The 12551-nt window shown below is 71.4% G+C and carries 14 protein-coding genes; 7 read left to right on the top strand and 7 right to left on the bottom strand.

Annotation, left to right across the window (positions count from 1 at the left end; all coding sequences use genetic code 11):
• Positions 1-103 precede the first annotated feature (103 nt).
• From ABGB14_RS22055 to ABGB14_RS22045, 3 genes are all read left to right on the top strand, one after another.
• Positions 104-652, top strand: coding sequence for an acyl-CoA dehydrogenase family protein (locus ABGB14_RS22055; RefSeq protein WP_347645689.1), 549 nt, complete (start codon positions 104-106; stop codon positions 650-652).
• A complete protein-coding gene (locus tag ABGB14_RS22050) occupies positions 535-1125 on the top strand; it encodes an acyl-CoA dehydrogenase family protein (protein ID WP_347645863.1) in 591 nt (196 codons plus the stop codon). Before ABGB14_RS22055 ends, ABGB14_RS22050 begins: the two co-directional genes overlap by 118 nt.
• An 84-nt stretch (positions 1126-1209) precedes the next feature.
• Positions 1210-2061: an alpha/beta hydrolase gene (locus ABGB14_RS22045; RefSeq protein WP_347645688.1), complete on the top strand. Its 852-nt coding sequence runs from the start codon at positions 1210-1212 to the stop codon at positions 2059-2061.
• A 56-nt stretch (positions 2062-2117) separates the two neighbouring features.
• Here the strand turns inward: ABGB14_RS22045 and ABGB14_RS22040 are convergent, their stop codons facing one another.
• Positions 2118-2513 (bottom strand): hypothetical protein, encoded by a 396-nt coding sequence (locus ABGB14_RS22040; RefSeq protein WP_347645687.1) that lies wholly within the window; start codon positions 2511-2513, stop codon positions 2118-2120.
• 209 nt (positions 2514-2722) lie between these two features.
• On the opposite strand from ABGB14_RS22040, the gene ABGB14_RS22035 reads away from it, so the two are divergent.
• Positions 2723-4060: a protein kinase gene (locus ABGB14_RS22035; RefSeq protein WP_347645686.1), complete on the top strand. Its 1338-nt coding sequence runs from the start codon at positions 2723-2725 to the stop codon at positions 4058-4060.
• 35 nt (positions 4061-4095) lie between these two features.
• On the opposite strand, the gene ABGB14_RS22030 is transcribed toward ABGB14_RS22035, so the two are convergent.
• Entirely contained in the window at positions 4096-5130 is a 1035-nt protein-coding gene (locus ABGB14_RS22030; RefSeq protein ID WP_347645685.1) for an NAD(P)-dependent alcohol dehydrogenase, read from the bottom strand.
• Positions 5131-5501: 371 nt separating this feature from the next.
• Between ABGB14_RS22030 and ABGB14_RS22025 the strand changes: the two genes are divergently transcribed.
• Positions 5502-5996, top strand: coding sequence for a DoxX family protein (locus tag ABGB14_RS22025; protein ID WP_347645684.1), 495 nt, complete (start codon positions 5502-5504; stop codon positions 5994-5996).
• A gap of 79 nt (positions 5997-6075) precedes the next feature.
• Here the strand turns inward: ABGB14_RS22025 and ABGB14_RS22020 are convergent, their stop codons facing one another.
• Positions 6076-6510, bottom strand: a complete 435-nt coding sequence (locus ABGB14_RS22020; protein ID WP_347645683.1) for a CBS domain-containing protein — start codon at positions 6508-6510, stop codon at positions 6076-6078.
• A 173-nt stretch (positions 6511-6683) separates the two neighbouring features.
• Here ABGB14_RS22020 and ABGB14_RS22015 point away from each other — a divergent pair, with 173 nt between their 5' ends.
• A complete protein-coding gene (locus tag ABGB14_RS22015; RefSeq protein ID WP_347645682.1) occupies positions 6684-7835 on the top strand; it encodes a DUF418 domain-containing protein in 1152 nt (383 codons plus the stop codon).
• Here the strand turns inward: ABGB14_RS22015 and ABGB14_RS22010 are convergent.
• The 4 genes from ABGB14_RS22010 to ABGB14_RS21995 form a co-directional block, all read right to left on the bottom strand.
• The gene (locus ABGB14_RS22010; RefSeq protein ID WP_347645862.1) at positions 7816-9066 is read right to left on the bottom strand and encodes a serine hydrolase domain-containing protein; all 1251 of its coding nucleotides are present in this window, start codon (positions 9064-9066) and stop codon (positions 7816-7818) included. The genes ABGB14_RS22015 and ABGB14_RS22010 overlap by 20 nt on opposite strands.
• A gap of 65 nt (positions 9067-9131) precedes the next feature.
• On the bottom strand, positions 9132-10043 hold the full coding sequence (locus ABGB14_RS22005; protein ID WP_347645681.1) for a CPBP family intramembrane glutamic endopeptidase: 912 nt from the start codon (positions 10041-10043) through the stop codon (positions 9132-9134).
• Positions 10044-10120: 77 nt separating this feature from the next.
• Positions 10121-10552: a hypothetical protein gene (locus ABGB14_RS22000; protein WP_347645680.1), complete on the bottom strand. Its 432-nt coding sequence runs from the start codon at positions 10550-10552 to the stop codon at positions 10121-10123.
• Positions 10553-10600: 48 nt separating this feature from the next.
• Positions 10601-11254, bottom strand: a complete 654-nt coding sequence (locus ABGB14_RS21995) for a 4a-hydroxytetrahydrobiopterin dehydratase (protein WP_347645679.1) — start codon at positions 11252-11254, stop codon at positions 10601-10603.
• A 163-nt stretch (positions 11255-11417) separates the two neighbouring features.
• Here ABGB14_RS21995 and ABGB14_RS21990 point away from each other — a divergent pair, with 163 nt between their 5' ends.
• Positions 11418-12437: a hypothetical protein gene (locus ABGB14_RS21990; protein WP_347645678.1), complete on the top strand. Its 1020-nt coding sequence runs from the start codon at positions 11418-11420 to the stop codon at positions 12435-12437.
• Positions 12438-12551: the final 114 nt, after the last annotated feature.

The following is a 12551-nucleotide window of genomic DNA, read 5'->3' as shown; positions in this document are numbered from 1 at the left end:
GGCCCGGCGTGCCGGCCTCGCCCGCCCCGGCGGCTGGACAAGGAGCGGCTGGCGTGATCTGACAGAGAGGAGTGCCAGCGATCACGGACAGGAGCACCTGGAGATGAGCGATACGCGGCGACTGCACACCGCCGGCGCCAACCTGTTGGAGCGAGCCCGCGACCTGCGCCCCCTGATCGAGCGCGAGGCGGACGCGGCGGAGGCGCAGGGCAGGCTCACCACATCCGTCATGGACGCCCTGCACGAGGCAGGACTTTTCGGCGTATGGGTGCCCGTTCCCCTCGGCGGCGCCGAATCGTCCCCCCGGGAACTGATCGCCGTCTTCGAGGAGCTGTCGTACGCCGACCCCTCGACGGGCTGGGTGGTCATGGCCACCACCCTCGAGAACGGCACGGCCGGGGCCTACCTGGGTGACGACGCCGTCGAACGCATCTTCGCCGGCCCGCGGATGCCGCTCGTCGCGGGCCAGGGCACCAGGCCGGGCACCGCCGTACGCGAGAACGGGACGTCCTGGGCCTGCGCGCCACGGGCAGCATCGACTACGCCATCGACGGAGCCTTCGTACCGGAGTCGCAGTCGCACGTCTTCACCCAGAACGAGCCGCTGCGCGGCGGCGCGCTCTACCGGCTCGGCCTGGTCGACCAGGCGCTGATCTGCCACTCCGGCTGGGCGCTCGGCGTCGGTCGCCGGCTCCTCGACGAGCTGGTCCGGAACGCGGGGGCGCGGGCGGGACGGCCCGGCCAGCTCGCCGGCAGTGACGCCTTCCACACCGGCTTCGCCCGGGCGGAGGCGGCGTTCCGCGCGGCCAAGGCCCTGGTGCACGAGACGTGGGACGACGTGGAAGGCACCCTGGACGCGGGCCGCACGCTCGACGTACGCCAGGAGACGATGGTGCGGCTGGCACTCAACCACGTCACCTCGACGATCGCGGAGGTGTCCCGGTTCGTCTACGCGTCGGGCGGCACCTCGGCGCTGCGCGACGGGCTGGTGCAGCGGCTGTTCAGGGACGCCCACGCCGGCACCGCGCACATCACCTCGGGGCCGCAGGTGCTCAAGGAGTGTGGCCGCGAGCTGGCCGGGCTGGCTCCCGGCGAGTCGTGGGAGGTGTTCGGCCTGCGGGCGTAGCTTTCCAGAACCGGTTTCCGCGGGACCGATGAGTTCCGCCGCCGCCGCGGGTCTTCATCACCGAAGTCGAGAAAGGACGGACTCATGGCCCACACCCTTGAGGTGCCCGGCGGCACTCTGCACTACGACATACGGGAGGGCGAGCCGAGCGACGCGCCGATGTTGCTGATGATCGGCTCCCCGATGGACGCCAGCGGCTTTACCGGCCTGGCCGCCCGTTTCCGCGACCGCACGGTGGTCACCTACGACCCGCGCGGGAGCGGCCGCAGCACCCGCACCGGCGGCGGCGAGTCGACGCCCGAGCAGCACGCCGACGACCTGCACCGGCTGATCGACGCGCTCGGCGGAGGGCCGGTGGACATCTTCGCCAGCAGTGGCGGCGCCGTCAACGGGCTGGCGCTGGTGGCCAGGCACCCCGGCCAGGTGCGTACGCTCGTCGCGCACGAACCGCCGGCCGTCCAGGTGCTGCCGGACCGGGAACGGGCGCTGGCCGCCGTGACCGGCATCCGCCGCACCTACGACCGGCACGGGTTCGGAGCGGCGATGGCGAAGTTCATCGCGGTCACGGGCCTGCACGGCGAGATCCCCGACGGCTTCGACGACCAGCCCGTGCAGAGCCCCGCCGAGCTCGGGCTGCCGGCGGAGGACGACGGTTCCCGGGACGATGTGATGTTCGCGCAGAACCTGGTGACCTGTACGCACCACGAGCATGACTTCGAGGCGCTGCGCGCCGCCTCGGCCCGCGTGGTCATCGGCGTCGGAGCGGAGAGCGAGGGCCAGTTGTGCCATCGCGCGGGCGTGGCCGTCGCCGCACGCCTCGGCACGGAGCCGGTCGTCTTCCCCAGCCACCACGCCGGGTTCCTCGACGGCGAGTTCGGCATGAAGGGCGATCCGGAGGCCTTCGCCGCCACGCTGCGCCAGGTCCTGGCCGCATAGACGCGGGAGGCCCGTCGTGCCGGCGCCGCCCGGACCGTGGCGCCGGCCGGCCGTTCCTAGTAGATGCGGTACTTCTTGCCGCAGTTGTCGAACTTGCCGGCCCAGCAGGTGAACGTGTACACCTTCTTGATCCCGTGACCCTGCCAGGCGCCGGTGACCTTGCCGTCCCACGCCTTGTTGAACCTCTTCCAGTGGCCGTTCTGGTAGACCTCGAACCACACCCACGCCTGTTTGCCACCGCGCTTGTCGACGCCGTGCCACTTCGTGAAGACCTTGCCGTGGCTCTCCCACGTCCTGCCGAACGTGTACGCCTTGTGATCGCTGGAGAAGAACTTCCCCCAGCTCACCGTGGTCGAGGTGGTGGTGGCCGCCTGGGCCGCCGCCGGCGCGAGGGACAGACCGGTGACCGCCATCGTGCCGGCCAGAGCCGCGACCGTCAGAGCCTTACGCATGCAGATCTCCTCCTTCGTCAGGTGCCTTCGGGGATTCCGTCCGGCACGGCACTGACTCTAGGAAGGACGTCTGCGATCAACTGTGCACGAATCCACACATCCCATGTGATGGGCGCCACACACCACCCCGTCCGCGGGATCGTAACGGATGCGCAACGGTGTGTGACGCAGTCGTGGTGCGCGGATCTTGATCGGGTAGTTCTGCCGACATGTCGGTTTCGCCCTATGAAGGATGGTTGCTGGCCGGGCGATACCGGCTGCTGGCCGAGCTGGGCCGGGGCGGCATGGGCACGGTCTGGCGCGGCCACGACGAGCTCCTCGACCGCCAGGTCGCGGTCAAGGAACTCAGCCTGCCCCACCGGCCAGGACCCGAGCGGGAGGTCCTGCTGGGGCGCACCATGCGCGAGGCCCGCCTGTCCGCCCGGCTGAGCCATCCGAACATCGCCATCGTGTACGACGTGGTGGAGGCCGACGAGCGGCCGTGGATCGTCCTGCAGTACGTGCCTTCCCGCAGCCTGGACGACGTGGTCAGGGAACGGGGACCGCTGCCCGCCGCCACCGTGGCGCGCGTCGGGCTGGAACTGCTGGACGCGCTGCGCGCCGCGCACGCGAAGGGCATCGTGCACCGCGACGTCAAGCCCGCGAACGTGCTGATGTCCGACGACGGCCACGCCGTGCTGACCGACTTCGGGCTGGCCACCACGCTGGACGACCAGGCACACCTCACGCGGGAGGGCATCGTGCTCGGCACGCCCGCCTACCTCGCCCCCGAACGGGCGCGCGGCGGGCCCTCCACCCCGCAGTCCGATCTGTGGTCGCTGGGCGCCACCTTGTACGAGGCCGTCGAGGGCCGCTCCCCCTTCGGCAACAGCGGCGCGCTGGCCACCCTGAGCGCGGTGCTCACCAGCAGCCCCGCCCCGTTGCGGCAGGCAGGGCCGCTCGCCCCGGTCATCACCGGCCTCCTGGACAAGGACCCCGGGCGCCGCATCGGAACCGCCGAAGCCCACCGGGAACTGCTCCGGGTGGCGGAGCAGGAGCAGCCGTCCCGCCACGAGGCCGCTCCGAGCCGGGCCGAGCCCGCATCCCTCGTCGCTGACAACGGCGCCCTCTTCCCCATCCCGGCCCTGGGCTCCCGCCCCCGAGCGGCCACGCACGGACGGTGGCGGCAGGCGGCCGCCGTGACCGCCCTGATCGTCGCGGTGCTCGCCACGACCTCCTGGCCCGATGGGGAGGTCGCCGGCCCTCACCACGAGACGCCACGCGCCGAACCCGTCACGCACCCGGCGCCGCAGCCCAGCAGCGCGCTGCACGCCTACCGCGCGTCAGCCGACAGGCCACCCGAAGACGCCCTCTCCCGAACCGCGCGACCATCCGGCCACCCGTCCCGGACCGCCCAGCCGCGCGGCACCCCGTCCCGGGCCGCGCAGCCGCGCTCCACCGGCGCGTGGCGCTCGGGGCGCCTGCCGCCGGGGCTGGCCAAGAAGGGCGGCAGGGCCAAGGGGGCCACGTACGGAAAGCCCGGCAACGGCTGGGGACGCGGCCGCTGAGCGGATGACCGGCGTCCCGCCGCGCACTCGGCCGGTCAGCCCCTGGCGGGCACGAGGATGCCGCGGCCCTGGAGCCGCCCGCCGTCCAGGTCGTCCATGGCGTCGTTGACGGCCTCCAGCGGGTACGTCCTCGTGTGCAGGCTGACCTTGCCCTGGGCGGCCAGGGCCATGAGCTCGTCCAGGTCGTTGTAGGAGCCGACCAGGTTGCCGATCACGTTGATCTCGCTGGAGATGATGTCGATCGTGGGGATCTCGACCCGCCCGCCGTAACCGATCACGAAGTACGACCCCGCGCGGCGCACCATCGCCACCCCCTCGGCCTCGGTGCCTCCTTCGCCGACGAAGTCCAGCACCACGTGAGCGCCCTGCCCGCCGGTGAGGTCGGCGACCGCCTCGACCTGGCGGCCGTCGGCATGGACGGTGTGGGTGGCGCCGAGCCCCTGGACGAGTTCGAGCGCGGCCGGTGACCGGTCGACGACGATGATCTCGGCGGGCGTCATGGCGGCCAGGCACTGGACGCCGATGTGGCCCAGCCCGCCGGCGCCGATGACCACGACCCGCGTGCCCGGGTGGAGGAGCGGCACGGCCTTGCGTACCGCGTGGTAGGCGGTCAGGCCCGCGTCGGCCAGCGCCGCGACGTCCGCCGGCTGCAGCGAGGGATCCAGTTTGACCACGGATCGGGCGGTGGTGAGCAGCAGGTCGGCCATGCCGCCGTCGGTGTCGATGCCGGGGAACTTCGAGGCCGAACAGTGCACGTCGTCGCCGGCGCGGCACGCCCGGCACAGCCCGCACGTGACGAGGGGGTGCAGGATGACCGCGTCGCCGGGCCGGACGCCGGCCACGGCCGAGCCGACCTCGCGCACCCAGCCGGCGTTCTCGTGCCCGATCGTGTACGGCAGGCTCACACCCGACTTGGCGGCCCACTGTCCTTCGACGATGTGCAGATCCGTCCGGCACAACCCGGCGCCGCCGATCTCGACCAGCACATCCAGCGGACCGCCGATCTCGGGCTCGGGGACGTCCTCGACGACCGGACGTTTGTCGTACTCGTGCAGGCGTACCGCTCGCATCGCCACTCCCTGTCCGACAGATAGGTCGTAGCTCGATCCTTGGTGCGTTCGCCGCGAATGGTCAACGCCCGGTGGCCCATGAAGCGGTAGATCCCTGTTCTTAGGAGATGCGGTTCTCGTACGCCTCGAACCACACCCACGCCTGCTTGCCACCGCGCCTGTCGACGCCCCACGGATGGGCGCCACACAGCATGGGGGTCCGCGCTTGGTACGACGCCGCCCCCGGCTACCCCGTGAGGCGAAGTGGGGCCGGCGCCGGCGTACGCGGGACGGCGTAGCCGGGTCGCCGCTCGCCGGCGGATTCCTCGGACGGCGGATCCGGCGACGCTTGGTCGTGTCAGCAGGAGACGACGGAAGAGAGAAGCAAGCAGATGACCGCCACGTACACGAAGATGCTCGCCACGACGACCGGGTGGCTCGCCCGCCACAGCATCGACGCCCTGCGGATCAGCGTCGGCCTGGTCTTCCTGGGGTTCGGGTTCCTGAAGTTCTTTCCTGGTGTCAGCCCCGCGGAAGAGCTCGCGGTGGGCACGCTGGAACAGCTGACGTTCGGCGTGGTGTCGGGCGGCGTCGCGCTCGCCGTCGTCGCCGCCACCGAGTGCTTCATCGGGCTGACCCTGATCACCGGGAGGTTCCTGAAGGCCGGTCTGCTCGTGATGGCCGGGGCGCTCGTGGGGTTCATGTCGCCGCTGGTGCTGTTCTTCACCGACATGTTCCCCGGCGGCCCGCCCACCCTGGAGGCCCAGTACATCCTCAAGGACATCGTGCTGGTCACCGCGGCCATGGTGATCGCGGCCAGGGCACTGGGAGCGCGGCTCGTCCCGCCCCGCGAGCGGACGGCTTCGGACGTCAAGCTGGCCGCCTGACCCGGACTTTCGGCCCGACGGCGAAGCCCCGTGGAGCGACGCTCCGCGGGGCTTCACCGTGCCTGATCGTGCTTCCCGGTCAGGAATGCGCGTAGATGCGGTGCACGAACTCGGCCAGCTTGCTGTCGGGCAGCTCCTTGGCCAGGTCAGCCTCGGTGATCATGCCGATGATCCGGCGCTCGCGGATGACGGGCAGCCGCTTGATCTGGTGCTGCTCCATCTTCTGCAGCGCTTCCTCGACGCTGTTGTGGGCCTCCACCCACACCAGGCCCTGGGCCAGCTCCCCCGCCATGGTGGAGTCGAGGTCCTTGCCCTCGGCGCAGCACTTGACCACGATGTCGCGGTCGGTGATGATCCCCTTGAGCCGGTCGTCGTCGCCGCAGATCGGCAGCGCCCCGACCGACAGGTCGCGCATCATGCGCGCGGCGGTGCGCAGGCTTTCGTGCTCGCCGACGCACTCCGCTCCCTGGTGCATCACGTCCTGGACGGTCTTCGCGACCCCTGATGTGTCCATTGTCGCCTCCTTCAGCAGGATTGACGGAACATCACGCGCCCCCTACCCATCAGGCGGCGGCTCAGCCCGTGAGCCACCGACCGAAGACGCAAGGCCGTACATCCATCGATGTACGGCCGTTTTCGTCAGGCGGGACGATGGCGGCGGGTTGCGGCGGCAGCAGGCTGGAAGGTGTGAAAGGACGCATAGACGCGCTGGACGTGCTGCGCGGCGTGGCGATCATGGGCACGCTCGGCACCAACATCTGGATCTTCACCGCTCCGGGCGGCCCCCTGGACATGCTGCAGCTGGGCGGCGGCGGCAGCGCGGTGGAGACCTTCGTGCGCTTCCTGTCCAACGGCAAGTTCCTCGGGCTGCTGACCCTGCTCTTCGGCATCGGCCTGGAGCTGCAGTACCGCAGCGCCGTGCGCAAGGGCCTGGCCTGGCCTGGACGGTATCTGTGGCGCTCGGCGCTCCTGCTGGCCGAGGGCACGCTGCACTACATCCTGATCTTCGAGTTCGACGTGCTGATGGGCTACGCCGTCACCGCCGTGATCGTCGCGTACCTGGTGGGCAGGAGCGAACGCGCGATCACCGGCTGGATGATCGGCATGGGGACGCTGCACGCCGCCCTGGCCGTCCTGGCCACGGTGGCCCTGCAGGCGCCGGCCACGGGCGGCGGCACGAGCCCCGTCTACACCGAGGGAAGCTGGCTCGACCAGGTCGGCCTGCGCCTGGAGTACGCCGCGATCTTCCGCATCGAGCTGATCTTCATCGTGCCCATGGGCGTCGTCCTCTTCCTTCTCGGCGCCCGCCTCCTCCGCGCCGGGCTGTTCGAGGACCGCGGCGCCCGGCTGCGCAGGAGGCTGATCGCGGTCGGGCTCGGCGCGGGCGTGCCGCTGAACCTGGCCACCTCCTTCGCCGGCCCCGGCTGGTTCGTGGCCGACCGCTACCTGCTGGCTCCCCTGGTCTCGCTCGGCCTGCTCGGGCTGATCACCACCATCGTGCTCGGGCTGCGCGGCGCCCCCGGCGTGGTACGGCGGGGGCTCACGAACGTCGGGCGGACGGCGCTGTCCGGCTACGTGTTCCAGAACCTGCTGGCCGGCGCGCTCTGCTACGGCTGGGGCCTCGGGCTGGCGAGCCGGCTCGACGCGTACCGGCCCTGGTGGGTGCCGGTCGCGTGGGCGGCGATCTGCCTGCTCATCATGGTGCTGTCCTCGTCGTGGCTGCGCCGGTTCCGGCGCGGACCGCTCGAAACGGCCTGGCAGTGGGCCTATCAGGCGCCGTTCGGTGACGCCGAGCAGCCGGCGAACAGCCCGAGCCGCGTCAGAAGTACTTCGGGGTGAGGTCCGTGGTTGGCCAGGTCTTCACGGTGCCGATCGCCTTGCCGAGGATGGGGTCGATCCCGTCGAAGTCCGGGCTGCCCTCCTCCTCCCTGCGGTTGAAGATCACGCAGTAGCTGACGCCGCGTTGCACGCGCGCGAAGAAGCTGAACGTGCCGGGCATGCTGCCGTTGTGCCAGGTGTTCAACCCTCCGGCGTTGTTCTCGCGCACGCGCCAGCCGAGGCCGTACCAGTCGCCGCCGGGGTTCTCGCCGAGCTCGGGCCTGGCGAAGACGCGCGAGATCGAGGTGGAGTTGAGCACGGGCCCCGCGCCGTCGAAGACGAAACCCCACTTGACCAGGTCGACGGCCGAGGCCAGCCAGCCGCCGTTGGCGTCCTGGTTGGGCATGCTGAAACCGCCGTAGGGGTAGGGCACGGTCTTGCCCGACGGGTCCACGACGCTCTTCCTGGAGTACTTCGACTCGTACGGCACCTCGGTGGAGAACGCCTCGGAGCGGAGGCTGCGGCCGAGCCGCATCCGCTCGATCTCGACGGGGGCGAGCAGCTTCTGCCGCACGTACGTCTCGTAGGGCAGGCCCGAGACCCGCGCGATGACCCGGCCGGCCAGCATGTAGCCGTAGTTGCTGTAGACGTACTTCGAGCCTGGGGCGAAGTCGAGCTTCTTCGCGGTGGTGTACTTCGTGATGTCGGCGTGGTCGATCGGCAGCGGCACGTCCAGCGACGCCGCGATCGTGGTGTCGTTCCACAGCGGGTCGGTCGTCACGCCCCTGTCCCAGCCGCCGGTGTGCTGGAGCAGCCGCCGGAGGGTGACCTTCGCCAGCCGGGGGTCGGCCTCGGTCGGCAGGTCCAGCAGGTCGGCGACCTTGTCGCCCAGGCTCAGCTTGCCGTCCTGCGCCAGCCGGACGATCGCGGCGGCGGTCAGGCTCTTGCTGAGGCTCGCGATCCGGAAGAGGGACGTCGGCTGCACCTTCGCCGTCGAGCCGTCCGGCCTGGTGTAGGAGCCGTAGCCGCGGGCGAGCAGGATCTTGCCCTTCCTGGCGACCGCGAGCTGCGCGCAGGAGATGTCCCGCTCCTTGATGTACGCCTTCAGCGCCTTGTCGAACCCGGCCATCGACGCCGGCACGACCCCGGTGGTCGGCGGCTCGGCCGACCCGGCCCACGCGGGAGCCGCCCCGAGCGCGATCGCCGGCACGGCGCCCGCACCCGCCTGAAGGAGCCGCCGCCGGCTGAGCATGGTCACATTTCCCCCTGCTGTCACATTGCTCGCAATCGGCCTCTTTACTACCACAGAGCCAGGCGTCAGGGCCGGGGGATCAGGTGGCCGCGGCGGTGGGCCATCCGCAGGAACAGCACCGTCGGCACGCCGCACACCAGGATCGCGACGACGCTCGCCTCAGGCCCGAACGCGCCGCCGGTCAGCGCCGCCGGCCCGGACATCGTCGCTTCGAGCAGCCCGTGCGACTCCGCTCCCGAGCCGGAGACGGTGACCCCGAAGATGCCGGCTTCGGCGGCGTTCCAGCCGAGGTGCAGTCCGATGGGGACCCACAGGCTGCGCGTGGCGGCGTACGCGGCGCCGAGCATCAGCCCGGCCTCGACCGCGATGGCCAGCGCCCCCCAGCCGGTGGCGCCCGGGTTGGCCAGGTGCAGCGCTCCGAACAACCCGCCGGAGACCAGCAGCGCGCCCCACGTCCCGGCCATCTCCTCGACGATGCGGAACAGCACGCCGCGGAAGAGCAGCTCCTCGACGACCGCGACCGCGCACATCGTCCCGAACACGGTCACGGCGCCCCCGGGCGACCCCCACCCGGCGACGCGGTAGCCGCCGACCACGGCGATGACGCCGATCGTGACCGTGAACAGCGCCAGGCCGGCGAGCGTCCACCGCCCCACCAACGACGCGGCCTCCTCGCGGCCCGGCAGCAGCTCCAGCACGTGCCGCCGCTCGGTGGCCCGCACCCCCATCGCGTACGCCCACATCGCGAACCCCGCGCCGAGACCGCCGGCCACCAGGCCGCCGACGGGCCCCGTGGCCATCCCGGCGGCGATCTTGTCGACGACGGCGGTGACGCCGGCGAGCAGCACCACCATGATCAGGAGCCGGGCCATCGGCCGCGACCACCACCTGGCCTCCGCCACGGGAAGCACCTGCACGCCCAGCTCCATCGAAACGACCTCCACCCTCATGGCCTCGCGGCCCCACGCCGCGGCCACACCAAGGACGCTACGGCGGCGTACCGGTCGAGATCATCACGCTGGAGTGGACAACCGGGGGTAGCTCGCTCGGGGGATCAGGGCGCCGTTTCGTGGCCCGGCCGGCCAGGGGTGCGGCGGCGCTGCTTCAGCTCCGCCTCGTACAGGTGGCGGCGCCCGCCGGCCAGATCCTCGCGGATCTCCCGTTCGAGGTCCTGGAACTCGCGGTAGTAGCCGTCGTCGTACTCCTCCACGAGCTGGAACGTCCACCGGCCGTCGAGGACGTTACGGCCGATCAGCTCGCGCTCGATCCGATCGGCCCACGCGTCGTGCCCGCCCTGGCGCAGCTGCTCCACCACCCGGTCCAGCGCGAAGTCGGCGCTGCCGGTGAGCTGGTGCATCGCGTACAGATGGCCCCTGGCCCGGTGGATCATCTCCAGGGCCTCGCTGAAGCCGCCCAGCGCCTCGACGGTGACATCGTCCAGTCCCGCCGGGCGGCGGTGGGCGGGGTCGGGCACACGTTCTGTCATGAGGTCACCGCTACCCCACGGCCCCCACCCCTATCCGGCGAAACGCGGTCAGTCGCGCTCCTGCCAGGTGCACAGGCAGATTCGGTTGCCCTCCGGGTCGGCCAGCACCCAGAAGCTCGGCGCCCCCTCGTCGTCCACGAGCGTGCCGCCGGCGGCGAGCGCGGCGTCGATGCGCGGCCGCACCTGCTCGGGGTCCACCCACACGTCGAGGTGCCAGCGCTGGCGCGGCTCCTCGCTGCCGGACCTCTGGAACCAGATCGCGGGCAGCGCGTCGTGCGGGTCGCGCACCTCGTCGCCGACCCCGGCCTCCGCCTGGTCCTTCATGTCCAGCACGGCGGCCCAGAACGGCAGAACCCCCTTGTGGGACGGGGTGTCGAGGGCGAGCTCCATGCGGGAGACGCTCCCGCTCTCCAGCTCCACGCCGGTTTCGGCGGCGATCCTGGAGATCGTACGAGCCAGCCGGACGTCGCGCTCGGTGACCCCGCGCTCGTCATGGCTGGTGAGCCGGACGTCGACGTGGGTGTAGCGCAGATCGAGATCGGGATGGTGGTCCATCTCCTCGGCCGCCGCGCCGATGGCGTCGACGACGGAGAGCCCGGTCGCGAAGTTCCCCGTCCTGATGCGGGTGTGCAGGCCACCGAGCAGGAGAACCCACCCGTCCAGCGCCTCGCCGGCGATCTGCTGTCCAGTGAGCTTGGTCATGGGTCAATGCTGGCGTACCGCCCGCGGATGAGGAAGACCTGCCCGCCTCGGGAGCACACGGCCTCGGGCGCACGGGCTCGCGACGGCAACCCGTTCGTTATGGCGTCGATCCGCGCGGGCGGCGACCCCGTACTCCGGGGCACTCGACCTTCCGGAGACCAGCATGACCATCCGCTCGTTGCCCATCGTGCTCCTCGTGCTCGCCCTGCCCGCCACCGCCTGCACCGCCCCCACCGGACAGGCCGCCTCCTCGTTCGGCCGCCCGCCCTCGGCGGCGCCGTCCCAGGCGTCGCCGTCGTCGTCGCAGCCGCAGGGCGTCGTGTCCGTGGCGGAGGCCGAAGCCGTACTCGAACAGTGGGAGGCGGCGGAGACGGAGGCCCAGCGACAGGGCGGGACGGACTGGACGGCGGCGGAAACCGGGCTCGCCGCGACCATGAGCAAGGCCGAGAGCCGGGCGCGCGAGATGATCGGCGAGCGTGTCACCACCCCGAGGCGGGCCATCGTCAAACCGCGGTTCGCCATCCCTGGGAAGGTCGCGGGCGCGCCGTGGTTCATGGCCGAGTTCCGCCGCAAGGGCGGCACCTCCTGGTCACAGGCGATCTTCAAGAAGACGCAGGACGGCTGGCGCATGACCGTCATGTCCATCACCTCCGCCAAGTCCCGGCCACCCGCCGTCGCCCGCGACGACAAGGGCCTGGCCACCGCGGTCGCACCGGACGACGGCGACGGCCTCATCGCCTCGCCTCGCGAGATCGCCCGGGCCCACGCCCGCCTGCAGGCCACGTTCGGCCAGGACCGCGACGCCCGGCGGCTCTTCACCGCGAAATCCGCCGCCCGCCTGGACGCCGACGTCAGGCTCGACGAACGCGAACACCTGGGCGACGAGTGGAACATCACCGTCCGCTCACGTCCGGCCACCGACATCTACGCGCTGCGGACGACCAACGGCGGCGCTCTCGTCTGGTACGGCATCCAGCAGCAGAACACCATGGTCGCGCGCCCCGGCGCCACCGCCACCATGAAGTTCACCAACCGCGTGCCCGCCGCCCTGAGCCACGGCCGCAGCTACACCCGCAAGGCCGTGCTCAAGACGGCCGGGATCTACCTGGCCGTCGTGCCGCGGTCCGGCCCAGTGCGCATGCCCGGGGAATGGTTCATCAGCCTCAGCGTCAGCGGGTCCTGAGCCGGCCCTCACCGTCAACCGTGCACCTAAGTACACCCCCGCCGTGCCCTCATCCCCATTCCTGCCCCCGACCTGGCTCATTAGCGTCGAAGCCAGTAACCAAGGGGGTTTCAG

This window comes from Nonomuraea sp. B10E15, from assembly GCF_039871615.1.
Classification (GTDB): Bacteria; Actinomycetota; Actinomycetes; order Streptosporangiales; family Streptosporangiaceae; genus Nonomuraea.
This window is presented reverse-complemented; position numbering and strand designations above follow the sequence as displayed.

What these genes read in the sequence shown, in the direction of transcription:
- ABGB14_RS22020 (WP_347645683.1), bottom strand. Translation starts at nt 6,510, where the DNA reads ATGGACACATCAGGGGTCGCGAAGACCGTCCAGGACGTGATGCACCAG.
- ABGB14_RS22010 (WP_347645862.1), bottom strand. Translation starts at nt 9,066, where the DNA reads ATGCTCAGCCGGCGGCGGCTCCTTCAGGCGGGTGCGGGCGCCGTGCCG.
- ABGB14_RS22025 (WP_347645684.1), top strand. Translation starts at nt 5,502, where the DNA reads ATGACCGCCACGTACACGAAGATGCTCGCCACGACGACCGGGTGGCTC.
- ABGB14_RS21995 (WP_347645679.1), bottom strand. Translation starts at nt 11,254, where the DNA reads ATGACCAAGCTCACTGGACAGCAGATCGCCGGCGAGGCGCTGGACGGG.
- ABGB14_RS22055 (WP_347645689.1), top strand. Translation starts at nt 104, where the DNA reads ATGAGCGATACGCGGCGACTGCACACCGCCGGCGCCAACCTGTTGGAG.
- ABGB14_RS21990 (WP_347645678.1), top strand. Translation starts at nt 11,418, where the DNA reads ATGACCATCCGCTCGTTGCCCATCGTGCTCCTCGTGCTCGCCCTGCCC.
- ABGB14_RS22035 (WP_347645686.1), top strand. Translation starts at nt 2,723, where the DNA reads ATGTCGGTTTCGCCCTATGAAGGATGGTTGCTGGCCGGGCGATACCGG.
- ABGB14_RS22000 (WP_347645680.1), bottom strand. Translation starts at nt 10,552, where the DNA reads ATGACAGAACGTGTGCCCGACCCCGCCCACCGCCGCCCGGCGGGACTG.
- ABGB14_RS22030 (WP_347645685.1), bottom strand. Translation starts at nt 5,130, where the DNA reads ATGCGAGCGGTACGCCTGCACGAGTACGACAAACGTCCGGTCGTCGAG.
- ABGB14_RS22045 (WP_347645688.1), top strand. Translation starts at nt 1,210, where the DNA reads ATGGCCCACACCCTTGAGGTGCCCGGCGGCACTCTGCACTACGACATA.
- ABGB14_RS22040 (WP_347645687.1), bottom strand. Translation starts at nt 2,513, where the DNA reads ATGCGTAAGGCTCTGACGGTCGCGGCTCTGGCCGGCACGATGGCGGTC.